Origin of the sequence: Pseudomonas sp. NFPP28, assembly GCF_900115535.1 — a bacterium.
In the GTDB taxonomy this organism is placed as follows: Bacteria; Pseudomonadota; Gammaproteobacteria; order Pseudomonadales; family Pseudomonadaceae; genus Aquipseudomonas; species Aquipseudomonas extremorientalis.
This window is the reverse complement of record NZ_FOWT01000004.1, coordinates 460,092-483,225: the sequence shown is the minus strand read 5'-3', so window position 1 is coordinate 483,225 and position 23,134 is coordinate 460,092. Positions and strand designations below refer to the sequence as shown.

The following is a 23,134-nucleotide window of genomic DNA, read 5'->3' as shown; positions in this document are numbered from 1 at the left end:
TAAGGACACTGCATGAAAAAGGTTCTGTTGTTTACCGCACTGGCGGCTGCCCTGACTGCAAGCTTCGCCCAGGCCAACGAAAAACTGGTGGTGGCCGCCACGCCGATCCCGCACGCCGAGATCCTCGAACTGGTCAAGCCAACCCTCGCCAAAGAAGGCGTGGACCTGGAAATCAAAGTCTTCACCGACTACGTACAGCCAAACGTGCAGGTTGCCGAGAAACGCCTGGACGCCAATTATTTCCAGACCCTGCCGTACCTGGAAAACTTCAACAAAGGCAAGGGCACCAACCTTGTGACAGTGGTCGGCGTGCACGTTGAACCGTTCGGCGGCTACTCGAAAAAGATCAAGAAAATTGAAGATCTGAAAGATGGCGCCACCGTGGCCATCCCCAACGAAGGTTCCAACAGCGGCCGCGCCCTGTTGCTGCTGCAGAAAGCCGGCGTGATCACCCTGAAAGACCCGACCAATGCCTTGGCCACGCCAAAAGACATCAAGGACAACCCCAAGCACCTGAAATTCAAGGAGCTGGAATCGGCCCTGCTGCCACGCGTGCTGGACCAGGTTGACCTGGACCTGATCAACACCAACTACGCCCTGGAAGCCGGCCTGAACCCGGCCAGGGATGCGCTGATCATCGAAGACGCCAAGTCGCCGTACGTGAACTTCCTGGTGGCTCGCCCGGACAACAAGGACAGCGATGCGATCCAGAAGCTGTCCAAGGCCCTGACCAGCCCGGAAGTCAAAGCCTTCATCGAGAAGAAGTACAACGGTGCGGTAGTGCCTGCGTTCTGATGTAACCCAAACCCCCTTCAAGGTTTGAACGCCGACGGCTTATATAGCGTCGGCGTTTTTTATGCCCGGAATTTGGAATGCAATCCAAATGTGGGAGGGGGCTTGCCCCCGATGGTGGTAGCACAGCAAAAAATGTGCTGACTGAACCACTGCTATCGGGGGCAAGCCCCCTCCCACATTTGATCCGCTTTGATCTAGAGAGCTCTGCTATTGATCGCCCTGCGCAACGCCATCAACCACTTCACCAGCTCCTGCGGATCCATCGGTTTCACTTCCTTCATGGTTCGATCCCTCGAATCTCAGACCTCCAAACCATAGTCTTCACCCGCCAAACCCGCGAATCCGGCGGTTATCTTTTTGGGTGATATCAATATGCTATTTGGGTATTTAAACTTTACTTTTTATACCTTTAAAGTTCGCGCTACCCGGCGTTACCCACACCGGATCGGATTGCGCTCGCTGCATTACCCTTGCGGCGTCATGGACTGGAAATGACCTTCGATTTCGCTTTTATCCTCAGCACCCTGCCGGCGTTCCTGAAGGCCGTGGGGGTGACGTTGCAAGTGGGCCTGATCGCCATTGCCACCTCCCTGCTGGTGGCGCTGATCAACGCCGCGCTGCTGGTGTTTCGCACACCTTACCTGTCGCGCCTGGTGGCGCTGTATGTGGAGCTGGCGCGTAACACGCCGCTGCTGATCCAGCTGTTTTTCGTGTACTTCGCGCTACCGGCCCTGGGCTTCAATATCTCCGGGTTCTGGGCGGCGATCATCACCATGACCTTCCTCGGCGGCGCCTACCTCACCGAAGTGCTGCGCGCCGGTGTGGAAGCGGTGCCGCTGGCGCAGATCGAGTCGGGCAAGTCCATCGGCCTGTCCGACTGGCAACTGCTGCGCCACGTGATCCTGCCCCAGGCCGGCATCCTCAGCCTGCCAGCGCTATTCGCCAATTTCATCTTCCTGCTCAAAGAGACCACCGTGGTCTCCGCCGTGGCGGTGCCGGAGATTCTCTACACCACCAAAGGCTACATAGCGCTCTACTACAAGACCTACGAAATGCTCGCCGTGCTGACGCTGATTTGCGTGTTGCTGTTCTTGCCGCTGTCGCTGCTGCTCAGCCGCCTGGAAAGGAGGCTCCAGCATGGCCAGTTCGGGTCTTGAGTTGCTGTGGGTATCGTTGCCGCAACTGGGCAAGGGCGCTGCGCAAACCCTGTCGATTTCGTTCTTGAGTATCGCTTTGAGCACCGTCGGCGGCGTGCTGTACGGCGTCCTGCGTACCTTGAACAACCGCCTGATCAACGGCGTGCTGCGGGTGTACCTGGAATTGTTCCGCGCGATCCCGGTGCTGGTGTGGCTGTACCTGGTGTTTTTCGGCTTGCCGATTTTCTTTGGTTTGAGCATTCCGAGCTTCTGGTGCGCGGTGTTGGTGCTGTCGCTGTGGGGCGCCAGCGAAGTGGGCGAGGTGGTGCGCGGCGCGTTGCATTCGCTGCCCCGTGGCCAGCGTGAAGCGGGCTTGTCGATTGGCTTGTCAGGTCCGCAGTTGTACGGCTACGTGCTGCTGCCGCAAGCGCTCAAGCGCATGACGCCGCCGACCATCAATGTCTACACGCGCATTATCAAGACCAGTTCCCTCGCGGTGCTGATCGGTGTGGTGGACGTGATCAAGGTCGGCCAGCAAATCATCGAACGCACCTACGAGTCCGTGTTGATCTACGGCGTGCTGTTCCTGTTTTTCTTCTTTATCTGCTACCCGTTGTCGGCTGCCTCCAAGGTGCTGGAACGGCGCTGGGGCCAGGCATGAACGCATTGATCGAGTTCCAGGATTTCAACAAATTCTTTGGCGAGGCGCAGGTGCTCAAGGGCATCGACCTGAGCGTGCAAAGCGGTGAAGTGGTGGTGATTCTCGGCCCCAGCGGTTGCGGCAAAAGCACCTTGCTGCGTTGCCTCAATGGGCTGGAAGTCGCCCATAGCGGCAGCCTGCGTTTCGCCGGCAAAGAGCTGTTGGACAAAAGCACCGATTGGCGCCAGGTGCGCCAGGACGTGGGCATGGTGTTCCAGAGCTACCACCTGTTCCCGCACATGAGCGTGCTCGACAACATCCTGCTCGGCCCGCTGAAAGTGCAAAAACGCGACCCCCGTGAAGCCCGCGAACAGGCGGAAAAATTGCTGGCCCGCGTCGGCCTGGCGGACAAGCGCGATGCCTTCCCGCGCCAGCTCTCCGGCGGCCAGCAACAACGCATCGCCATCGTCCGTTCGCTGTGCATGAACCCCCAGGTCATGCTGTTTGACGAAGTCACCGCAGCCCTCGACCCGGAGATGGTCAAGGAGGTGCTCGAAGTGATCCAGGGCCTGGCCCGCGATGGCATGACCCTGCTGATCGTCACCCACGAAATGGCCTTCGCCCGCGCCGTCGCCGACCGCGTGGTGTTCATGGAGGCCGGTCGCATCCTCGAACACAACACCCCCGAGGCATTCTTTACGAACCCGCAAACCGCACGCGCGCAGCAGTTCCTGGAGAAGTTCTCCTTTGTTTCAACACTGCCCAAGAAAACCCAGGAACTGGAGCTGATATGAAAAAACTACTGCTGCCACTGTTTGCCGTCGCCCTGCTCGCCGGCTGCGATAAAAAGGCCGAAGAGCCTGCAAAACCGGTTGCCGCCGCAAGCTACCTCGACAAGATCAAGGCGCGCGACAAGCTGATCGTGGGTGTATTCACCGACAAGCCGCCCTTTGGCTTCGTCAACGAAGCCGGGCGCTATGTCGGCTTCGATACCGACATCGGTCGCCAATTCGCCAAGGACCTGCTGGGCGATGAAAACAAAGTCGAATTCGTCGCCGTCGAACCGGCCAGCCGCATCCCGTTCCTGCAAAGCGACAAGGTCGACCTGATCCTCGCCAACATGACCGTAACGCCCGAGCGCAAGGAAGCGGTGGACTTCACCAACCCCAACCTGAAAGTCGCGGTACAGGCCCTGGTGCCCAACGACAGCGCGGTGAAAAGCCTGGATGACCTGGCGACCCGCACCACCATCGTTACCACCGGCACCACGGCTGATATCTGGCTGACCAAGAACCACCCGGACTGGAAGCTGCTCAAGTTCGAGAAGAACTCCGAGTCGCTGCAAGCGTTGTCCGCCGGCCGTGGCGACGCCTACGCCCAGGACAACCTGGTGCTGTTCAGCTGGGCCAAGCAGAACCCGGGCTACCGCGTGCTGGAAGAGAAGCTCGGTGATGAAGCGCCCATCGCGCCGGCGGTGAAGAAAGGCAACATCGAACTGCGCGACTGGGTGAATGCCGAGTTGGCGAAGCTGGGCGAGGAGAAGTTTTTGCTCAAGCTGTATGACCAGTATGTGCGTAAAGAACTGAGCGATGACACCAAGCCTGAGAGTGTGATTGTTGAAGGCGGGAAGTGGCAGGGCTGATACCGCTATCGGGGGCAAGTCGCACCGCCCCTCCCACACTTGAATGTATTCACAGATCAATAATGTGGGAGGGGCGGTGCGACGATTCGACTTGCCCCCGCTGAGGCCAGCACAGCCACCGCCTACTCCGGCCAATGCCAAGCCGGCGCATCCAGAATCCCCTGCCCGTCAATCCGGGTTTCCCCCAGCACCTTGTTCGCCGGCAAACCGGTAATTGGCCACCGCGTGGGTCTTGAGCGTGGGCATCCAGTCGCCTTGGGAACCATTGGAGTATGGGAGCCTCCATGCAGATAAGGAACCCTGAACTAAGCTCACAGTCGCATACACACTGGCACGTCGGCATCACGCAAAAGGAGCCTGCATGGGCGCTCGCATTTCCACCTGTATTTTCGGTCTTGGCCTACTGGCGCTGTTGAGCGGCTGTGGCGAGGACAAGGCTGAACCCAAGGCCCATTCGCGGGTGTTCGTGCAGACCGTGCAGCCGGCGGACTTCGCGGCGGCGGTCACGCTGACCGGGGATATCCAGGCTCGGGTGCAAACCGATCTGTCCTTTCGCGTGGGCGGCAAAATCATCCAGCGCATGGTGGACGTGGGCGACCGCGTGACCGCCAGGCAAGTGCTGGCCAAGCTCGACCCCAAGGACTTGCAGACCAACGTAGATTCCGCGCAGGCCCAGGTCGTGGCCGAACAGGCGCGGGTCAAGCAGACTGCCGCTGCATTTGTGCGCCAGGAAAAACTCTTGCCCAAGGGCTACACCAGCCGCAGCGAATACGATTCCGCCCAGGCCGCGTTACGCAGCAGCCAGAGCGCCCTGGCTGCCGCCCAGGCTCAACTGGCCAACGCCCGCGAGCAACTCGGCTACACCGCGCTGATCGCCGAAGCGCCTGGGGTGATTACCGCACGCCAGGCCGAAGTCGGCCAGGTGGTACAGGCCACCGTACCGATTTTCAGCCTGGCGCGCGATGGCGAGCGTGATGCGGTGTTCAACGTCTATGAGTCCCTGCTGGTGGAGCCGCCGCCCGATGCGCCGATCACCGTCAGCCTGCTGGATAACCCCAGCATCAAGGCCGTGGGCAAGGTCCGTGAGGTCACCCCCGCCGTGGCCGCCAACACCGGCACTGTGCAGGTGAAAATCGCCCTGCAGGCCTTACCCAAAGGCATGGAGCTGGGCTCGGTGGTAAGCGCCACCGCCAATGGCCCGGCGAAAGCCAGTATCGAATTGCCGTGGGCCGCGCTGACCAAAGACCTCAGCGAACCCGCTGTGTGGTTGGTCGACGGCGACGGCAAGGCGCAATTGCACAAAGTCACCGTGGCGCGTTACCTCACCGGCAAAGTCATCATTGGCGACGGCCTCAAGGGCGGCGAAAAAGTTGTGGTCGCCGGCGGGCAATTGCTGCATCCCGGCATGATTGTCGAGATTGCCCAGCCAGGAGCGCAGCCATGAAACGCCTCACGGGGATACTCGTCGCCAGCGTGTTGCTGGTGGCCTGCTCCAAGGAAGAACCGCCGCCCGAGCCCGTGCGCCCGGTCCTGTCCATGGAAGTGAAGTCGCAAGATCAGGAAAACCTCGGTCGCTTCGCCGGCACCATCCAGGCCCGCTACGAAAGTAACTTAGGCTTCCGCGTACCCGGCCGCATTGCCCGCCGCGCGGTGGACGTGGGCGCCGAGGTGGAGAAGGGCGCCTTGCTCGCCGTCCTCGACCCCACCGACCAACAGAACCAACTGCGCTCGGCCCAGGGCGACCTGGCCCGCGTGCAGGCGCAATACATCAACGCCCAGGCCAATGCGCGCCGCCAGCAGGAGTTGTTCAACCGTGGCGTCGGCGCCCAGGCCCAGCTGGATATTGCCCAGACCGACCTGAAGACCACCCAGGCCTCGCTCGATCAGGCCCAGGCCTCCGTCAATCAAGCCAAGGACCAGCTCAACTACGCCGAACTGCGCACTGACCACGCCGGTATCGTCACCGCCTGGAATGCCGAGGCCGGCCAGGTGGTCAGTGCCGGCCAGCAGGTCGTCACCCTGGCGCGCCCGGATATCAAGGAAGCCGTGATCGACCTGCCCGCCGGCCTTGCCGAGCGCTTGCCCCCGGACGTGGTGTTCCTGGTTGCCGGGCAGCTTGACCCCAGCGTGCATACCACCGCTATCGTGCGCGAGATCGAACCCCAGGCCCAAAGCGCCACGCGCACCCGGCGTGCGCGCCTGACCCTGGCCGACACGCCGCCCGCGTTCCGCCTGGGCACGGCGATCAGCGTAACGTTGAGCACCGCCATCGCCCCGCGCATCGAAGTGCCCCTGAGCGCCTTGCAGGACGTCGACGGCAAGACCCGCATCTGGCTGCTCGACACCCAGAGCCAGACGGTACAACCGCGTGATATCACGGTGATCAGCCGCGATGCCGACAGCGCCTTGCTCAACGGCGGCGTCAAACCCGGCGAGCGCATCGTCACCGCCGGCGTCAACAGCCTGAAACCTGGGCAAAAAGTCAAAATCGACGAGGACAGCCCGCGATGAAAGGGAGCTTCAACTTATCCGACTGGGCCCTCAAGCATCAGTCCTTCGTCTGGTACCTGATGTTCGTCGCGCTGCTGATGGGCGTGTTTTCGTACATGAACCTGGGCCGTGAGGAAGACCCTTCCTTCACCATCAAGACCATGGTGATCCAGACCCGCTGGCCGGGCGCGACCCAGGAAGAAACCCTCAAGCAGGTCACCGACCGCATCGAGAAAAAGCTCGAAGAGCTCGATTCCCTCGACTACGTGAAAAGCTACACCCGGCCGGGCGAGTCCACGGTATTCGTGTTCCTCAAGGACACCACCAGCGCCAAGGACATCCCCCATATCTGGTACCTGGTACACAAGAAGATCGACGACATTCGTGGCAGCTTCCCACCGGGTTTGCAGGGGCCGTCGTTCAACGATGAGTTCGGTGATGTATTTGGCTCGGTGTACGCCTTTACCGGCGATGGCCTGTCGATGCGCCAGTTGCGTGACTACGTGGAGCAGGTACGCGCCGAGATCCGCTCGGTGCCGGGGTTGGGCAAGGTCGAGATGATCGGCCAGCAGGATGAAGTGATTTACCTGAACTTCTCCACGCGCAAACTGGCGGCGCTGGGGATTGACCAGCGCCAGGTGGTGCAGAGCCTGCAATCGCAGAACGCGGTGACGCCAGCCGGGGTGATCGAGGCCGGGCCGGAGCGGATTTCGGTGCGCACCTCGGGGCAGTTCGCCTCGGAGAAGGACCTGGCCAACGTCAATCTGCGGCTCAATGACCGTTTCTATCGCCTGGCGGATATCGCAGACATCAGCCGGGGTTATGTGGACCCGGCGCGGCCGATGTTCCGGTTCAACGGCAAGCCGGCCATCGGTCTGGCGATTGCCATGCAGAAGGGCGGTAATATCCAGTCGTTCGGCAAGGCCCTGCACGAGCGCATGGACGAACTCACCGCCGACCTGCCAGTGGGCGTCGGCGTGCACAAGGTGTCCGATCAGGCGGAAGTGGTGGAAGAGGCGGTCGGCGGTTTTACCAGTGCCTTGTTTGAGGCCGTCATCATCGTGCTGGTGGTGAGCTTTATCAGCCTCGGCATGCGCGCCGGACTGGTGGTGGCGTGCTCGATTCCGTTGGTGCTGGCCCTGGTGTTCGTGTTCATGGAATACAGCGGCATCACCATGCAGCGTGTGTCGCTCGGCGCGCTGATCATTGCCCTCGGCCTGTTGGTGGACGACGCGATGATCACCGTCGAGATGATGATCACACGCCTGGAAAAAGGCGAGACCAAGGAGCAGGCGGCGACCTACGCCTACACCTCCACGGCGTTCCCCATGCTCACCGGTACGCTGGTGACCGTCGCGGGGTTTGTGCCGATCGGCCTCAACGCCAGCTCGGCGGGCGAGTACACCTTTACCCTGTTTGCGGTGATAGCCGTGGCGATGCTGGTGTCGTGGGTGGTGGCGGTGCTGTTTGCGCCGGTGATCGGCGTGCATATCCTGAGCGCCAACGTCAAACCTCACAACGCAGAGCCGGGGCGGATTGGACGGGCTTTCAATGGCGGCATGCTGTGGGCCATGCGTAACCGCTGGTGGGCGATTGGCATCACCGTGGCGCTGTTCGCGGCGTCGGTGTTTTCCATGCAGTTCGTGCAGAACCAGTTCTTCCCCTCGTCGGACCGCCCGGAAATCCTCGTCGACCTCAACCTGCCGCAAAACGCCTCGATCAACGAGACGCGCAAGGCCGTCGACCGCCTGGAAGCGATCATCAAGGACGACCCGGACATTGCCCGCTGGAGCACGTACATCGGCCAGGGCGCGATCCGTTTCTACCTGCCCCTCGACCAGCAACTGGAAAACCCCTACTACGCGCAGTTGGTCATCGTGAGCAAGGGCCTGGAAGAGCGCGGCGAGTTGATCGCGCGCCTGCAAAAGCGCCTGCGTGATGATTTCGTCGGGATCGGCAGCTACGTGCAGCCGCTGGAAATGGGCCCGCCAGTGGGCCGGCCGATTCAGTATCGCGTGTCGGGCAAAGACACCGACCAGGTGCGCAAGCACGCCATCGAACTGGCGACCTTGCTGGACAAGAACACTCATCTGGGCGAGATCATCTACGACTGGAACGAGCCGGGCAAAGTGCTGCGCATCGACATCGCCCAGGACAAGGCACGCCAACTGGGGCTGTCGTCGGAAGACGTGGCGCAACTGATGAACAGCGTGGTCAGCGGCGCTTCGGTGACACAGGTGCATGACGATATCTACCTGATCAACGTGGTGGGTCGTGCCGAAGACGCCGAACGTGGTACGCCGGAAACCTTGCAGAACCTGCAGATCGTCACGCCCAACGGTACGTCGATTCCGCTGCTGGCCTTCGCCACCGTGCGTTACGAGCTGGAGCAGCCACTGGTGTGGCGTCGCGACCGCAAGCCGACCATCACCATCAAGGCTTCGGTGCGCGATGAGATGCAGCCGACGGACCTGGTCAAGCAGCTCAAACCGGAAATCGACAAGTTCAGCGCTGGCCTGCCGGTGGGCTACAAGGTCGCTACCGGCGGCACCGTGGAAGAAAGCGGTAAGGCCCAGGGGCCGATTGCCAGCGTGGTGCCGTTGATGCTGTTCCTCATGGCGACGTTCCTGATGATCCAGCTGCACAGCGTGCAGAAGATGTTCCTGGTGGCGAGCGTCGCGCCGCTCGGGCTGATCGGTGTGGTGCTGGCGTTGATCCCTACGGGCACGCCCATGGGTTTCGTGGCGATCCTCGGCATCCTGGCGTTGATCGGCATCATCATCCGTAACTCAGTGATCCTGGTGACGCAGATTCATGAGTATGAGGTGGCCGGCTATACGCCGTGGGATGCGGTGGTGGAAGCCACCGAGCATCGGCGCCGGCCGATCCTGCTCACGGCGGCGGCGGCGAGCCTGGGCATGATCCCGATTGCCCGTGAGGTGTTCTGGGGGCCGATGGCCTACGCGATGATCGGCGGGATCATCATCGCGACTTTGTTAACACTTTTGTTTTTGCCTGCGCTTTATGTGGCTTGGTACAAGATCCGGGAGCCCAAACCAGAGCAGAGCTGAACATGCCTCACTTCCTGCGCCACGGTCTGTTGATTTGCACACTGTTGCTGTCACCCATGGCTTTTGCCAGCACCGTATTGGAAAACCCCCTGTGGCGGGTCGAACTCGACCCGGCCACCCTCGCCATCCGCGTGACGCCCCACGGGCAGGCGACGGTACAAGCTTCCAGCGGCTTGCCGGCGCGTGCCGTCAGCCAGCTTGTGCGGAGCGATCAACAGGCCAGTTGGCAGTGGGATGACGGCGCCTTCCGGGTGAGCGCCAGCCTTGAACAGCGCGACCTCAAGTTGACCCTGCGCGCGCGTGAGCCTGGCGAGCTACCTATCCTTCAGCAACCCGCCAGCGCCCTGGGCAACGGGCTGATGTGGCCGTTGGCCGAAGGGCATTACGTGCCCGCCGACAACGCTGTATGGAAAGCGTTTTTGCAGGAACAAGGTGATCTCAACACCACCCAGGATCTCAGCCTGCCGCTGTGGGGCCTGGACCACGGGCGCTTCACATTGAACTGGTTGCTGACCAACCCCTACAACAATCGCCTGCGCTGGCAGGAAGGGATGGCGCTGTCCGTGGCCCACGAATTCACCGCGCTCGACCCTGATGCGCCGATGACCCTGCTGTTGCACCTGGGGGAGGCCGATCCCTTGGCCGGCGCCAAGCGCTATCGCCAATGGCTGGTGGAGCAAGGGCGTTATGAAGCGCTGGCGGAAAAACTGCGGCAGACACCCGAGGCCGAGAAGTTGCTGGGTGCCAGCCATGTCTACCTGTGGGGTAATGACCTGCTGGCGCCGGAGGATGTCCGTGACTGGCCGTTGTTGCTCAAACGCCTGCGTGGCCATGAACTCAAAGGCTTGCTCGACAAGGAGTCGACAAAGATCCTGGCGCAGGCGACGGCCTTGAATCGCTATGAGCAGACCGCGCTGCTGCGGGGGCTGAATGCGGCAATCAACAGCAAGGCCCGGCAGAGTTGGCAGGTGCAAGAGCCGGATATGACGCGCCTCGCTGCACGTTATGGTGAGCTGCGCAGCGAGTTGGCCGTCGCGTTCGCCGGTGCGCTGAGCGATACCCCCCAAGCCTGGGGCAGCCGGGCGATCCAGTCACTGCGTGATACAGGTCTTTCACGCTTGCTGCTGACCCTGGGCGAAGGCTGGGAGGGCGGCCTGTGGCACCCCGAGGCGATCCGCGCCGGGGTTGAGGCGGGTTACCTGATGGCGCCCTACGATTCCTATGAAACCGCGTTGTCTGCCACGGAAAATCCGGATTGGACCACCGCCCACCTGGGCAGCAGGGCTTACCGCGACTGCGCGATTATGTTGAAGGGTGGCAAGCTGAAAACCGGCTTCCAGCAGTCCGGTCACTACACCGACCCACGTTGCGTGCGGCCTTTGCTCGAAGCCCGTGTGAAGGCCGTGCAGGCCAAGGCCGGTTTCAACGCCTGGTTCCTCGATGCCTATGCCACCAGCATGGTGTTCGACAGCTACCGCGACGGCGCCCGGATGACCCAGGCGCAAAACGCCGAGGGCAATGTCGACGCCTCGCGCTGGCTCAACACGGTGCTCAAATTGCCAACCGGTTCCGAAGACGGCAACGCCATCACCGCCCAAGGCATTCTGTTCGCCCATGGCATGCAGACGCCGGTGATTGGCTGGGGTGACCAGGCCATGACCCAGGACAAGCAATCGCCCCATTACGTGGGCAATTGGTACCCGCCGGAGCAGCCGACGGTGTTCTTCAAGCCGGTGCCGCTCAAAGAGCCGTTTCGCACGGTCCACTTTGAACCGAGCATGCGCCTGCCGTTGTACCAGGCGGTGTTCCACGGCTCGGTGATCACCACACACCACTGGCTGTTCGACAGTCTCAAACTGAGCAATGTGCGGGTCGAGAATGAGCTGACGCAACTGCTCTACAACGTGCCGCCGCTGTATCACCTGAGTGCCTCGACCGTTAAGCAGCGGCTGCCGGTGATCCAGCGGCAGGATCGGTTCTTCCGGCCGCTGCACCAGCGTTTGGCGACCCAGGCGATGACGGATTTTCGTTGGCTGACGGCGGACAGGCAGGTGCAGCAAACCACCTTTGCCGATGGCACGCGGTTGGTGGCGAATTTTTCTGGCGAGGAAAAAGAAGGTTATGCCGGGCGCAGTGTGACTGCACATGGGGTGGGTGAAAAACCGTTGGTGTATCAGGTGGAGTAAGGCTGCCTCAGCAGGCGTCATCGGGGGCAAGCCCCCTCCCACGTGTTGACTGTATTTACACATCAAACTGTGGGAGGGGGCTTGCCCCCGATGGCGTCAGACCATGCAATGAAAATCTACAGCTTGCGCCACACACTCGCCAACCAGGGCTGTTGCGCCCTGGGCAAGCCTGCCGGCCGGTAGTAATGCTCCAACTCCACAAACCCAGCTTGCGTCAGGAGTGTTTGCCACGCCGCCAGGTCGTGATAAGACCCGTACCGTGGCCCATTCCAACCTTCCTGGTTGTCACCCCGAGGGTTGGAACTGAACAACACGCCGCCCGCCTTCAATGCCCCATGCAATTGCTTGAGCACACGTGGCAGTTCCTGCTTGGGGATATGAAACAACACCGCATTGGCGAAGATCCCGTCAAAGCGCTCGACAGGCAGGTCCAGCTTGAGGAAATCCTGCTGCAACACCTCGCAGCCACTGTCCTCCCGCGCCATCTGCGCAAACCGCTCCGAGCCGTCGAGCCCCACCGCGATATGGCCCATGCGGGTAAAGGTCTGCAAGTCACGCCCGGGGCCGCAGCCGAAATCCAGCACAGTAAACGGTGCCGGACCCTGGATATGCCGCAGCAGGGCATCGATGTTCTGGCTCACATCGTGATCGCGGGTGCCTTCACGGAAGTCCTCGGCCACTTTGTTGTAGTGGCCGAGGGTGGTGGCGGTGATGGTGCTGAGGTCGTCGGGCTTGAGAGTCATAGGGAGACGCTTGGGCGGTTAAACGGTGACTATATCCCATGTTTTGCTGACGGGCCCCTGAGTTCAGGGCAGTGGCGTTGCTACTGCATCCAGGTCTTGGGCACCGTTAACGTTAACGCCTCCTGCATATCCGCCGTTTTGGGAGAGCGTGGTCAGTTGATTTTTTTTGCCACCCCCGATTGAGGCAAGGCAGTTGTTCGTTGCGGGACTACCGCTTGTAGCAGGTGTCCAGATGCATCCAGTGTTGTACTGATCGCTATCAGTGCTATTTAACGCCACGATGCCGTTGTCAGCGATGCTGAACGCTTGCACCCAAACAGCCCCGGTGGGCGGGACGATCAGTTGAATGCCGAACACCCCGAGAGTTGGAAGCCACGTCAAATAGCTGGCTCTGCCCGTAGCATCCTGACGCGCTGCCAGCACAACCCCCGTATTGTTAATTGCCAGTCCTGCATTCTTGGAGTCTACGGCGAGGGTCAATGTCTGTGGCGTGGCGGTGGGTGTATTCCAGACGGCCGTCCGGTTCAGGTTGATGTCGGCCTGGGGATATTCGCAATCACCCACGGATTGCATCAAGTTATTGATGCCGCTGACAGTACAGCGGTTGGCCCCGCTCGCAATGGGCAAGGATGTGACGGCGTAGGCGGAGGCATTCCTTTGAGCAATTCGAGGTACGGTGATGCCATTGGCGCCTGGGCAGTTCAGAGCAATGCTGGGGTAGCCGTTGGCAAGGGTGGTGTTCACATCGGTAGGGATGCACTTGTCGTTGTAGCCAAGCAGGCCAAGCAGCGATGAAAAAACCCGTACAGGTGTGCCGGTGCCCGCGAGCCAGACGACAGTGGAGCGTTCATCGTTGTTGCTGATACTCCATCCAATCATGTCTCCACGTTGATTGAACGCAGTGATCATGGTTCGCACATCTGCAGCACGCAGTAAAGTACTTGGAAGCGGCGTCAGAACAGTCGGTGCAGCGCCGGGCGTCGCTGCGTTCCAGATCACCGCCTGGTCGACACTGTTGGCATCGTTGCAGCTGCCGCCAATCCATCCGCCATTGGATATGGCCCTTGCGACACAGGGTTAATGAGGATCCAGTGGCTCCAGTCGCGCCTTCGAGTTCGGCGTGTTCACGTTTGCGACAAACGGGACGTTGTTGGCGCTGGTACTGGCAGGAGAGCAGTTGCCGACAGCAATACCGTTGTTGGTGACGCTTTCGGTTTTGCATTGCTCACCTGTTGCATGACCCAGGTCGATGTAACCGGCGGCGTTGACCGACAGCCCAAACGCGCCGACCAGCAGGCAGCTCACGAAACTTATCAGGTACTTGTTCATCATCGTTCCATCCTTGGATAAAGGTTTGGGCTGATTAGATGCGCAAACAAGACCGCCAACAACTGTCAAAGTTAACAGGTTTATACGAGCGGTAAATGCTTGCAGATATTCGTTAACTTCATTGGTCGAGGAGTAAGTTTATTTATTTGAGACGGTTGGGGCGAGTGGGTCAGAGAAGCTCTTCGTGATCGCCCACTGTGCCGCCAATGTAAGCGAGGGGATGAATGTATCATCGTACTGCTTGGAATCATTGCGTAAGTTGCCACTGACGAACATCATGCTGACTGTGGCAGAGCTGGGGGTGGGCGGTTCCATAAGATTAAGCTGTACGCTAAAGAGAGAGTATTTAATGGGATTGCTTGTGCATGGCCGACAGCTGCCTAGCTAGGAAACATGCAACTGTTGCCAAACCTTTGGGCTAACTAAAGACGAATAGGCGCAGACCCTATTTATGAGACAAGCGCCGCTAGAATACGACGTTAGAACACAGACCTTGTAAGCCGGAATTCTTAGGCCCGCAAAAAGCGTTGCCTAAAAAATCCAAAATCGGGGTGTTAGGTAAAAATTCATAGGCGCCCAGAAAATTCAATGTATCTTTCAGGGCAATGCTGTGATGAATGGACATAGCACTCTTATGCTGCCCAAGCGGAGTCGCCATTGCACTACCGCCAGTAGCCACAATGACTAAAAGAACAATCATTGCCAAACTTTTAGGCGCTTTGAACTTGAACATACTTTCACTCCAATAGTCGGCTGTCTATCACCGATGATGACCTGATTGGATACCCCAAAAAAATTACGCAACTGTTAGAACTAACGGGTACAGACGAGCGAAATATTTTAGAGCGTGTTGAACCCCGCGCCAATCAATGAACTTGTAAGTAACGTATATCACCCCCAGCAGGCTTTTTCCCACGAGCGGCTACGTCATACCATAGGGGCAGCTGCAAGCAAGCCCCCAGCTCACTACTAAAGTCGTTTGTGCCGATTGTTCATAAGCATCAGCTCATCTTTAACAACTTGTCGGGACAACTTAGGTGTTACGACTCATCCTGACCTTTCGCTTTCAAAAACTAACGGAAGCCTCTCAACATTGATTTTAGAGCGACTGAAACCATGAGCTGCCATTTTTAGCGAATCCCGAAATGAACTGAACGCTCTGATCTACTCCCTGGCTACAAACCATACTCGTATTCATAGCTGGCCGGCCGCAATCCCAAATCCAGGTTTCAGCGAAGTACCCACGGGTATTTGCCTCCGGGAGCGGGGTCGCAACTGCAGTTGTGACACTGGATACTGCTATGAAAAACACTGCGATCGCAGTACCGCAAGATGCCTTGACCTTCAACATGCCCCTTACTCCAGTAATCGCTTGTCCATACCGTTGTTTACCACGCTGACCCGATTAGATACCCCAAAAAACGGCCCCACAACTGTCAGAACTAACAGGTACAGACCAGCACCCTCCCTCACCGCTTATTAAGCCCCCGCGCCAACCGATCCCCACCCAACTGAATCACCGCCACCAGTGCCACCAGCAGCACAATCACCGTCAGCATGATCTGCGTATCAAAGCGCTGATACCCATACCGGTAAGCAATATCCCCCAAGCCCCCGGCGCCAATCGCGCCGGCCATGGCCGATGAGTTGATCATGGTCACCAGCGTGATGGTGAAACCGCCAACAATCCCCGGCAGCGCTTCCGGCAACAGCACGTGCCAGATGATGTGCCAGCGGCGGCAGCCCATGGCTTGTGCGGCTTCGATCAGGCCGTGGTCGACTTCGCGCAAGCTCACTTCGGCAATGCGTGCAAAGAATGGAGTGGCGGCGATGGTCAAGGGGACGACCGCTGCCCATACGCCGTAGGTGGTGCCGACGATCAGGCGGGTGAACGGGATCAGCGCCACCATCAGGATCAGGAACGGAATCGAGCGGAACAGATTGACGAACGCCCCCAGCACGCGGTTCAGCGCCGGGGCCTGGTAGATGCCGCCCTTGTCACTGGTCACCAGGAATACCGCCAGCGGGATTCCCACCAGCAGCGCGATCAGCGATGACACGCCGACCATCAACAAGGTGTCGATGGCGCCTTGTACCAAACGATCAAACCACATAGCCCAGCACCTCTGTGTGTTGTGCCCAATTCCCGGCTCGTTTGCGCAGTTCTTCGGCGCTGTGGGGCGAGCCGTTTACCGCCAGCAGCAATTGCCCCAGGGCATGCCCCTGGATGCGTTCCACGCCGCCTTGCAAAAGGCGCACGCGACCGCCGAGTGCGCTGAACAGGGCAGCGAGGTCGGGTTCGTCGGTGTCGCCGCCGGTGAATTGCAAACGCAGCACCAGCGCCGCGTCCGCCGACGCTGGTGTGGCCTGCAGGCGGCTTTGCAGTTCGTCCGGCAGCCCGTGTTGCAGGGGGGCCAGCAGGGTTTTGCTGACTTCATGCTGCGGGTTGCCGAACACGTGCCACACCGGGCCTTGCTCGACGATGCGCCCATGTTCCAGCACCACCACGCGGTCGCAGATTTCGCGGATCACCGCCATCTCGTGGGTGATCAGCACGATGGTCAAACCCAGGCGCCGGTTGATCTCGCGCAGCAGGCCGAGAATCGATTGGGTCGTCTCCGGGTCGAGGGCCGAGGTGGCCTCGTCGCACAGCAGGATCTCGGGGTCGTGCACCAGCGAACGGGCAATGCCCACCCGTTGTTTCTGCCCGCCGGACAGCTGCGCCGGGTAAGACGTGTGCTTGTCCTGCAACCCCACCAGTTCAAGCAGCTCGCGTACTTTTTGCTCGCGCTGCTGCTTCGGCACGCCCGCCACTTTCAACGGCAACTCGACGTTCTGCCACACCGTTTTGGCCGACATCAGGTTGAAGTGCTGGAAGATCATGCCGATGCGTCGACGCAGGGCCACCAGACGGTCTTCATCAAACTCACCGATGTCCACCTGATCGATCAGCACCCGCCCGCTGCTGGGTTGTTCCAGGCGATTGATGGTGCGGATCAGCGATGACTTGCCGGCGCCGCTGCGGCCAATGATGCCGAACACTTCACCGCGCTGGATCGCCAGGTCGATGCCTTGCAAGGCATGCACCGTGCCGTCGTAGGTCTTGCCCAGGTTGATGAAACGCACATGCGCGCGATTGAGGTCCGGGTGCAATTCGCTCTGCTCGGCGTCCCTGGGCGGCAGGCCCAGGTCGCGCAGTTGGGCATGGGCGGCGGTCATTTTTTATCTTCCCAGCCGACTTGGTAGAGCTTGCCGAGGGATTTATCCAAGGCGGCACGCACCACCGGCGAATGCTGGTAGATATCCACAAACTTGATCACCCGTGGGTCGGTCTTGCTTTTGGGCTGGATCACGAACTGGATCACGTACTCCGGATGGTCGAGGCCGTCGAACAGCAGCGCCGACTCGGCATCGAAGGTCTTGGACAGGCGGATATACGCCGGGTAGCCCTGCACCAGGTCGGCATCGTCATAGGCGCGCACCAGTTGCACGGCCTCGACCTGCAGGATCTTGATCTTCTTCGGGTTGCTGATGATGTCTTCCTCGGTGGCCTTGTAGCCCACGCCCGGCTTGAGCGTGATCAGCCCCGCCTTGGCCAGCAGTTGCAGGCCACGACCGCTGTTGATCGGGTCGTTGGCAATCGCCACGCTGGCGCCCTGGGGCAAGTCGTTGATGCTTTTGTACTTCTTCGAATACAGCCCGACGTTGTTGATGATGCCCGGCGCATAGGGCACTAGGTCAAAACCGGCGGCGGCCTTGGCGTTTTCCAGGAACGGGATGTGCTGGAAATAGTTCACGTCGATATCGCCGGCAGCCAGGCTGACGTTGGGTGCGATCCAGTCGGTGAACTCCACCAGCTCGACTTTGAGGCCTTGCTTGCCGGCTTCGGCTACAGCGGCTTCCAGAGGAATCGCAAAGGCGGCGGTGGTGCCGATCTTCAACGGCGCATCGGCGGCGAATACCGCTGAGCTGAACAGTCCGAACGCCAGGGCCAGTGCTTTGACTGGATGAGTGAGCAGTGTCTTTTTCATTGGGTATTTCCAGTCAGAGAAGCAGTTTGTCGGTAGGTGGAACCGGTGTGTTGTTCGGGTAGGCGGGCGCTGCCCTGGAAGACTTTTTCCCGCAGTGTTCCCTGTTCATATTCAGTTTTGTACGACCCGCGCTTTTGCAGCTCCGGCACCACCAGGTCGATGAAGTCCACATAGCTTTCCGGCGTGACGATGCGCGTGAGGTTGAAGCCATCCAGGCCGGTCTCGCTGATCCACGATTCCAGCTCGTCGGCGACCTGTCCGGGCGAGCCGACCAGGGTGATGTAGCGCCCGCCCAAGGCGTGCTGCTCCAGCAATTTGCGCCGGGTCCAGTCGTTGTTCTGCAGGTTCTTGGTGGCCGACTGGATCGCGTTGCTCTTCACGTACTGGATCGGCTCGTCCAGTTCGTATTGGGCAAAGTCGATGGCGGTGGATGCCGAGAAATGCGCCACGCCGGCTTCCGGGCTGGCGTAGCTGAGGTACTCGGCGTGTTTGGCCCAGGCCAACGCTTCTGTGGCACCCACGATCACGTTGAGGCCCATGAACACCTTGATGTCATCCGGGTTGCGCCCGGCCTCGACCGCGCTGGCGCGCACCCTGTCCACCTGGACCTTGGTCGCGGCCTTGTTCTGGCCGCTGATGAATACGCACTCGGCATGGCGCCCGGCGAACAGCAACCCGCGCTCCGAACTGCCGGCCTGGAACAGCACCGGTGTACGTTGCGGAGAGGGCTCGCACAGGTGATACCCGTCCACCTGGTAGAACTCCCCCTGGTGCTCGACCTTGTGCACCTTGCCCGGCTGCGCATACACCCGCGCCTTGGGGTCGTTGAGCACCGCGCCGTCTTCCCAGCTGCCTTCCCAGAGTTTGTAGAGCACCTCCAGGTATTCATCGGCCTGGTCGTAGCGGCGGTCATGCTCGACTTGTTCAGTGAGGCCCATGGCCTTGGCGGCGCTGTCGAGGTAGCCGGTGACGATGTTCCAACCCACACGGCCACGGCTCAGGTGGTCCAGCGTGGACATGCGCCGGGCGAACAAATACGGCGGCTCGTAGGTGAGGTTGGCGGTGAGGCCGAAGCCGAGGTTTCTGGTGACGGCGGCCATGGCTGAGACCAACAGCAACGGGTCATTCACCGGCAGCTGGATCGACTCTTTGAGCGGCACATCAATCGAGTTCTGGTACACGTCGTACACACCGACGATGTCGGCGATGAACAAACCGTCGAACAGCCCGCGCTCCAGGGTTTGCGCCAGCTCGGTCCAGTACTCGATCGTCTTGTACTGGGTCGAAGTGTCCCGTGGATGCGTCCACAGGCCGTGGTTGATATGCCCGATGCAGTTCATGTTGAAGGCATTGAGCAGGATTTTTTTCTTCGCCATCAAATGGTCCCCCGCAGTGGCGGGTTTTCATCGTTCAGGTGGTAATTACCCACCGCGTGGTACTTCCACCGCACCGGGTCGTGCAGGGTGTGCACCCGGGCGTTGCGCCAGTGACGGTCCAAGCCATGTTCAGCCAGGGTCGCCTGGCTGCCGGCCAGTTCGAACAGGGTGCTGCCGGCGGCCAGGGAAATTTCGGTGCTCAAGGCGCGTACTTCCGCGACGGCAATCGAGGCGGCAGCGACGGTCTCGGCGTTGCTGTCGGCCTGGGCACGGTCCAGGTACTCGCCCGAGCGCTCCAACAGCGCCTCGGCGGCGTGCAGGCGGATGCTCAAGTGGCCGAAGCTTTTCAGGGTCAGTGGGTCTTCAGTGGCTTTGTCGTTGCCGGAGTCGATCCACGGGCGGGTCTTGGTGCGTACAAAGTGCAGCGCATCTTCAAAGGCCGCACGGGCGATCCCGGTGTCGATGGCAGCGTGAAGGATCTGGGCCAGCGGGCCGACGGTGGTCGGGCGTTCGAAGGCGCTCTGGAACGCGATCACGTCCTGCGCGGCCACCCACACGTTATCGAACACCACCGAACCGCTGCCGGTGGTGCGCTGGCCGAAGCCGCTCCAGTCGTCGATCACGCTCAGGCCTTCGCTGTCGCGTGGCACAAAGGCCAGTTGCTGCACGCCGTGTTCATCCACCACCGACGTGGGGATGCGCTGGGCGTAGATCGCGCCGGTGGAATAGAACTTGCGGCCGCTGATACGGAAACCGTCACCGTCGCGGGTGATTTTGGTGACGCGGTCATGGGCGGTCTTGGTGCCCAGTTCCGCCAGGGCGTTGCCGAAGCGCTGGCCGGCGAGTACCTCGGTGTACAGGCGTTTTTGCTGTGGCGGGCTGCCGTTTACGCGCAGCACTTCCAGGGCGTAGAAATGGTTCTGCGGGATCTGGCCCAGGGATGCATCGGCCTGGGCTATCAAGGCAATCACCTTGGCCAGGGTGACATTGGATACGCCCGCGCCGCCGTGCTCCTTCGGCACGCTGATGCCCCACAGGCCGGAGCGCGAGAACGCATCCAGCTCGGGCAAGGGCAGGCGGCGCTCGCGGTCGCGCTGGGCGCTGTCGCGGCGAAAGTCTTCGGCCAGGTCGCTGGCGACAACAAGGGCTTGTTCGTCGCTGGTGATGACCGCGACGGGATGAGAGAAAGTCATGATGTTCTCCAGATGTCTGGTCGGTCAGATCCAGGAATGGCGAGCCGGCAAGGTACCGTTCAAGCGATAGGCGCCGATGGCGTGATACTTCCAGCGCACCGGGTCGTGCAGCGTGTGCACCCGGGCGTTGCGCCAGTGACGGTCGAGGTTGAATTCGGCAAGGGTGGCGCGGCTGCCGGCCAGTTCGAAGAGCTTTTCGCTGACCAGCAGCGACACTTCGGTGGTCAGCACCTTGGCCTCGGCCACGGCGATGGAGGCCCGTGCGGCGGACTGCGCGGTGATGGGCGCGGCGCTGACCTGGTCCAGCACTTGCCCTGCCTTGCGCAGCAGCGCTTCGGCGGCGTGCAGTTCGATCTTCAGCTTGCCGATGTCGGCGATCACGTACAGGTCATCGCTGGCACGTTCGACCTTGGCGTCGATCCAGGGGCGCGAGCGTTCGCGTACGAACGCGATGGTGTCATCCAGCGCGCCACGGGCGATGCCGGCGTCGATGGCCGCCTGGATCAATTGCGAGACGGCGCCCTGTATCGTCGGAGTTTCGCCGATGCGCCAGTTTTCCACGACCAGTTCGGCCTCCACCGGCGCCCGATCCAGCAGCACCGTGCCGCTGGCGGTGGTGCGCTGGCCGAAGCCGGACCAATCGTCAACGATGCGCAGCCCTTCAGTGCCTCGGCGCACGAACGCCATGACCTGCTTGCCGTCATCGTTCAACGCCTTGACCGCGACCCAATGCGCAAACAGCGCGCCGGTGGAATAGAACTTCTGGCCGCTGATTACGTAACCGTCACCGTTGGCGGTGATGCGCGCCTTGAGCTCCAGGGTATTCCTGGTGCCGCGTTCCGGGCCGCCATTGCCGATGCGCCAGCCGTCGAGCACGCTCTGGAACAGCTGTTTTTTCTGGCGCTCGGTGGCGGCGCCCTGTAACAGGTGCAGGATGCCGAAATGGTTCTGCGGGATCTGCCCGAGGGCCGGGTCGGCCGCGCTGATGATCGCGAACACCTCGGCCAGGGTCACGAACGACACCTGCGGGCCGCCGTACTCACGGGGAATGGAAATACTGCCCAGCCCACTGAGGGTGAACTGCTCGATCTGCGCCCACGGCAGTTTGCGTTGCTGGTCGCGCCTGGCGGCTTGCAGGCGAGCCGCCTGGGCCAACTCATGGGCAGCCTTCAGCGCCTCTGCGTCGTTGCGCAGCACGGTGGCCGGCAACAGCAGGGGGGCTACGTCCAGATCATTCTGGGGGGGTGTTAGAGCCAAGTTAGACATCAGCGCCGCTCCTTGGCTGCACGTAATGCCCTGGCGTTGCGCACCGGGGTAATCCTGACCATACCGACCTCGCATTCAATGAAATAAAAACAGAAAAATCAGAGATGTCCGGTGGTCCGGTTTATATACCCTAAGCGTGTTAAATATTTAAATAAACTAACTTTTGGGAATATGCATAGAAGGTCTGTCACCCAGGTTCACAGGGCGATCCCAGCGCTCGTGGCTGGTAGGTCAGCGCGGTCCCGGCCGGGCGGGACGGTGCCCCTGCTGCAATGCGCAAGGTGCGCGCGGGTGCCCAGCGTGAATTGTTGCCGACGCGGTCAAGAATGCAGTACGTCACTTCCAGCCGACAGTCGTCGCCCGCTTCGATAATCACCGTCGAAGGTACCCATACCTGTACCGCCAGGCCGACTTCCCTGGCCCGGATCTTCGGCAGATCCAGGCGCACATCGCCCCAGCGCAAGGTGATGGCATCGCCGGTGGTCATGTGCAGGTAAGGCTCGATGGTCAGGGGAATACCGCGCCGCACCTGGCTGGCATTGACGCCGTAGCGGCGGATGATATCGGGCAGGCCCACGGGGGCGAGGTTCTGGTTTTCGTCACCGCAAAGGGGCGAGGGTTGGCCGCCTGGGCACAGGGTCTTTACACGCACTCGCCTCACGGCTGAGCGAGCAGGGGCGTGGCCGACCTGCATGACTTGGTAATGCACCTGCGTCGGCCCCTCCAGCACAAAACTCTCTGGTACCCGCAGGTGAGTGAACTCGCCGATCTTGCCTGTGGTGATCCGACGTGAAGCGGCGAAACAGTTGTTCCAGAACAGCTCGATCAGGTCGCCTTCATCCATGCCGGGATACGGCGGGATGTCAACCTGCAAGCGTGCAGCGGCCAGGGCATTGATGCCATTGCCGACGGCCTGGGGCAGTGTCGGGGCGGTGAGCAGGGGGCGCGTCATAAGTAATCTCCTTGATGCAGCCAGCAGCAATCGCTCCGGACCTTTGGCGCAGGTGTGCGCGGTGGGCCGAACGAAACGATTCAGTGAATAGCCGGGATAGGATCCAATCCTCTGGGCGCTAGATAAGAGGGTTGGCCGAGGGGCGTCAATGGCGGCAAAGGGCTAAATGGCGGGTTTGGAGATAATCAGAACGGTCTGACTGGGGCGGGGATATTCAGGTAGGTGCGGCGGGGTGTTTTACCCGCGAGAACGAGGATTCCCCTTGTAGGAGCCGGCTTGCTGGC

20 protein-coding genes and 1 pseudogene are annotated in these 23,134 nt (G+C 60.8%); 9 read left to right on the top strand and 12 right to left on the bottom strand.

Features of this window, described 5'->3' with window-relative positions:
* Positions 1-12: 12 nt before the first annotated feature.
* The 5 genes from BM110_RS13620 (at position 13) to BM110_RS13600 (ending at position 4,213) form a co-directional block, all read left to right on the top strand.
* On the top strand, positions 13-795 hold the full coding sequence (locus BM110_RS13620; RefSeq protein ID WP_092248631.1) for a MetQ/NlpA family ABC transporter substrate-binding protein: 783 nt from the start codon (positions 13-15) through the stop codon (positions 793-795).
* A gap of 491 nt (positions 796-1,286) precedes the next feature.
* Positions 1,287-1,952 carry an amino acid ABC transporter permease gene (locus tag BM110_RS13615; protein ID WP_093513590.1) on the top strand — a complete coding sequence of 222 codons (666 nt, stop codon included), beginning with the start codon at positions 1,287-1,289 and terminating at the stop codon, positions 1,950-1,952.
* Complete coding sequence (locus tag BM110_RS13610; protein ID WP_092248628.1) at positions 1,933-2,592, top strand: amino acid ABC transporter permease; 660 nt, start codon at positions 1,933-1,935, stop codon at positions 2,590-2,592. The genes BM110_RS13615 and BM110_RS13610 overlap by 20 nt, the downstream gene beginning before the upstream one ends.
* Positions 2,589-3,365 carry an amino acid ABC transporter ATP-binding protein gene (locus BM110_RS13605; RefSeq protein WP_058424834.1) on the top strand — a complete coding sequence of 259 codons (777 nt, stop codon included), beginning with the start codon at positions 2,589-2,591 and terminating at the stop codon, positions 3,363-3,365. Before BM110_RS13610 ends, BM110_RS13605 begins: the two co-directional genes overlap by 4 nt.
* Complete coding sequence (locus BM110_RS13600) at positions 3,362-4,213, top strand: transporter substrate-binding domain-containing protein (protein ID WP_071492525.1); 852 nt, start codon at positions 3,362-3,364, stop codon at positions 4,211-4,213. Before BM110_RS13605 ends, BM110_RS13600 begins: the two co-directional genes overlap by 4 nt.
* A 122-nt stretch (positions 4,214-4,335) precedes the next feature.
* Here BM110_RS13600 and BM110_RS29840 read toward each other — a convergent pair.
* Positions 4,336-4,407: pseudogene (locus tag BM110_RS29840) on the bottom strand (ATP-binding protein); the annotation flags it as partial.
* 167 nt (positions 4,408-4,574) lie between these two features.
* Here BM110_RS29840 and BM110_RS13595 point away from each other — a divergent pair.
* The 4 genes from BM110_RS13595 to BM110_RS13580 are packed head-to-tail and all read left to right on the top strand — an operon-like array spanning position 4,575 to position 11,960.
* Positions 4,575-5,657: an efflux RND transporter periplasmic adaptor subunit gene (locus BM110_RS13595; protein WP_071492524.1), complete on the top strand. Its 1,083-nt coding sequence runs from the start codon at positions 4,575-4,577 to the stop codon at positions 5,655-5,657.
* Positions 5,654-6,724 carry an efflux RND transporter periplasmic adaptor subunit gene (locus BM110_RS13590; RefSeq protein WP_092248620.1) on the top strand — a complete coding sequence of 357 codons (1,071 nt, stop codon included), beginning with the start codon at positions 5,654-5,656 and terminating at the stop codon, positions 6,722-6,724. The genes BM110_RS13595 and BM110_RS13590 overlap by 4 nt, the downstream gene beginning before the upstream one ends.
* Positions 6,721-9,774, top strand: a complete 3,054-nt coding sequence (locus tag BM110_RS13585) for an efflux RND transporter permease subunit (RefSeq protein ID WP_093513589.1) — start codon at positions 6,721-6,723, stop codon at positions 9,772-9,774. Before BM110_RS13590 ends, BM110_RS13585 begins: the two co-directional genes overlap by 4 nt.
* Before the next feature lie 2 nt (positions 9,775-9,776).
* Positions 9,777-11,960 (top strand): glycoside hydrolase, encoded by a 2,184-nt coding sequence (locus BM110_RS13580; RefSeq protein WP_093513588.1) that lies wholly within the window; start codon positions 9,777-9,779, stop codon positions 11,958-11,960.
* A gap of 116 nt (positions 11,961-12,076) precedes the next feature.
* On the opposite strand, the gene BM110_RS13575 is transcribed toward BM110_RS13580, so the two are convergent.
* From BM110_RS13575 to BM110_RS13525, 11 genes are all read right to left on the bottom strand, one after another.
* Positions 12,077-12,703, bottom strand: a complete 627-nt coding sequence (locus BM110_RS13575; protein ID WP_093513587.1) for a class I SAM-dependent methyltransferase — start codon at positions 12,701-12,703, stop codon at positions 12,077-12,079.
* A 63-nt stretch (positions 12,704-12,766) separates the two neighbouring features.
* Positions 12,767-13,612 carry a hypothetical protein gene (locus BM110_RS13570; protein WP_093513586.1) on the bottom strand — a complete coding sequence of 282 codons (846 nt, stop codon included), beginning with the start codon at positions 13,610-13,612 and terminating at the stop codon, positions 12,767-12,769.
* Positions 13,613-13,780: 168 nt separating this feature from the next.
* On the bottom strand, positions 13,781-14,032 hold the full coding sequence (locus BM110_RS13565) for a hypothetical protein (RefSeq protein WP_139217550.1): 252 nt from the start codon (positions 14,030-14,032) through the stop codon (positions 13,781-13,783).
* 466 nt (positions 14,033-14,498) lie between these two features.
* The gene (locus BM110_RS13560; protein WP_093121728.1) at positions 14,499-14,765 is read right to left on the bottom strand and encodes a hypothetical protein; all 267 of its coding nucleotides are present in this window, start codon (positions 14,763-14,765) and stop codon (positions 14,499-14,501) included.
* 736 nt (positions 14,766-15,501) lie between these two features.
* The gene (locus tag BM110_RS13555) at positions 15,502-16,146 is read right to left on the bottom strand and encodes a methionine ABC transporter permease (RefSeq protein ID WP_093121718.1); all 645 of its coding nucleotides are present in this window, start codon (positions 16,144-16,146) and stop codon (positions 15,502-15,504) included.
* Positions 16,136-17,251 (bottom strand): methionine ABC transporter ATP-binding protein, encoded by a 1,116-nt coding sequence (locus BM110_RS13550; protein ID WP_092248608.1) that lies wholly within the window; start codon positions 17,249-17,251, stop codon positions 16,136-16,138. Before BM110_RS13550 ends, BM110_RS13555 begins: the two co-directional genes overlap by 11 nt.
* A complete protein-coding gene (locus tag BM110_RS13545; RefSeq protein ID WP_092248604.1) occupies positions 17,248-18,063 on the bottom strand; it encodes a MetQ/NlpA family ABC transporter substrate-binding protein in 816 nt (271 codons plus the stop codon). Before BM110_RS13545 ends, BM110_RS13550 begins: the two co-directional genes overlap by 4 nt.
* Positions 18,060-19,439 (bottom strand): LLM class flavin-dependent oxidoreductase, encoded by a 1,380-nt coding sequence (locus BM110_RS13540; RefSeq protein ID WP_093513584.1) that lies wholly within the window; start codon positions 19,437-19,439, stop codon positions 18,060-18,062. The genes BM110_RS13545 and BM110_RS13540 overlap by 4 nt, the downstream gene beginning before the upstream one ends.
* Positions 19,439-20,632, bottom strand: coding sequence for an SfnB family sulfur acquisition oxidoreductase (locus tag BM110_RS13535; protein WP_093513583.1), 1,194 nt, complete (start codon positions 20,630-20,632; stop codon positions 19,439-19,441). Before BM110_RS13535 ends, BM110_RS13540 begins: the two co-directional genes overlap by 1 nt.
* A gap of 24 nt (positions 20,633-20,656) precedes the next feature.
* On the bottom strand, positions 20,657-21,898 hold the full coding sequence (locus BM110_RS13530) for an SfnB family sulfur acquisition oxidoreductase (protein ID WP_093513582.1): 1,242 nt from the start codon (positions 21,896-21,898) through the stop codon (positions 20,657-20,659).
* A 187-nt stretch (positions 21,899-22,085) separates the two neighbouring features.
* A complete protein-coding gene (locus BM110_RS13525; RefSeq protein ID WP_093513581.1) occupies positions 22,086-22,850 on the bottom strand; it encodes a hypothetical protein in 765 nt (254 codons plus the stop codon).
* Positions 22,851-23,134 lie beyond the last annotated feature (284 nt).

What these genes read in the sequence shown, in the direction of transcription:
- BM110_RS13620 (WP_092248631.1), top strand. Translation starts at nt 13, where the DNA reads ATGAAAAAGGTTCTGTTGTTTACCGCACTGGCGGCTGCCCTGACTGCA.
- BM110_RS13615 (WP_093513590.1), top strand. Translation starts at nt 1,287, where the DNA reads ATGACCTTCGATTTCGCTTTTATCCTCAGCACCCTGCCGGCGTTCCTG.
- BM110_RS13610 (WP_092248628.1), top strand. Translation starts at nt 1,933, where the DNA reads ATGGCCAGTTCGGGTCTTGAGTTGCTGTGGGTATCGTTGCCGCAACTG.
- BM110_RS13605 (WP_058424834.1), top strand. Translation starts at nt 2,589, where the DNA reads ATGAACGCATTGATCGAGTTCCAGGATTTCAACAAATTCTTTGGCGAG.
- BM110_RS13600 (WP_071492525.1), top strand. Translation starts at nt 3,362, where the DNA reads ATGAAAAAACTACTGCTGCCACTGTTTGCCGTCGCCCTGCTCGCCGGC.
- BM110_RS13595 (WP_071492524.1), top strand. Translation starts at nt 4,575, where the DNA reads ATGGGCGCTCGCATTTCCACCTGTATTTTCGGTCTTGGCCTACTGGCG.
- BM110_RS13590 (WP_092248620.1), top strand. Translation starts at nt 5,654, where the DNA reads ATGAAACGCCTCACGGGGATACTCGTCGCCAGCGTGTTGCTGGTGGCC.
- BM110_RS13585 (WP_093513589.1), top strand. Translation starts at nt 6,721, where the DNA reads ATGAAAGGGAGCTTCAACTTATCCGACTGGGCCCTCAAGCATCAGTCC.
- BM110_RS13580 (WP_093513588.1), top strand. Translation starts at nt 9,777, where the DNA reads ATGCCTCACTTCCTGCGCCACGGTCTGTTGATTTGCACACTGTTGCTG.
- BM110_RS13575 (WP_093513587.1), bottom strand. Translation starts at nt 12,703, where the DNA reads ATGACTCTCAAGCCCGACGACCTCAGCACCATCACCGCCACCACCCTC.
- BM110_RS13570 (WP_093513586.1), bottom strand. Translation starts at nt 13,612, where the DNA reads ATGATCACTGCGTTCAATCAACGTGGAGACATGATTGGATGGAGTATC.
- BM110_RS13565 (WP_139217550.1), bottom strand. Translation starts at nt 14,032, where the DNA reads ATGAACAAGTACCTGATAAGTTTCGTGAGCTGCCTGCTGGTCGGCGCG.
- BM110_RS13560 (WP_093121728.1), bottom strand. Translation starts at nt 14,765, where the DNA reads ATGTTCAAGTTCAAAGCGCCTAAAAGTTTGGCAATGATTGTTCTTTTA.
- BM110_RS13555 (WP_093121718.1), bottom strand. Translation starts at nt 16,146, where the DNA reads ATGTGGTTTGATCGTTTGGTACAAGGCGCCATCGACACCTTGTTGATG.
- BM110_RS13550 (WP_092248608.1), bottom strand. Translation starts at nt 17,251, where the DNA reads ATGACCGCCGCCCATGCCCAACTGCGCGACCTGGGCCTGCCGCCCAGG.
- BM110_RS13545 (WP_092248604.1), bottom strand. Translation starts at nt 18,063, where the DNA reads ATGAAAAAGACACTGCTCACTCATCCAGTCAAAGCACTGGCCCTGGCG.
- BM110_RS13540 (WP_093513584.1), bottom strand. Translation starts at nt 19,439, where the DNA reads ATGGCGAAGAAAAAAATCCTGCTCAATGCCTTCAACATGAACTGCATC.
- BM110_RS13535 (WP_093513583.1), bottom strand. Translation starts at nt 20,632, where the DNA reads ATGACTTTCTCTCATCCCGTCGCGGTCATCACCAGCGACGAACAAGCC.
- BM110_RS13530 (WP_093513582.1), bottom strand. Translation starts at nt 21,898, where the DNA reads ATGTCTAACTTGGCTCTAACACCCCCCCAGAATGATCTGGACGTAGCC.
- BM110_RS13525 (WP_093513581.1), bottom strand. Translation starts at nt 22,850, where the DNA reads ATGACGCGCCCCCTGCTCACCGCCCCGACACTGCCCCAGGCCGTCGGC.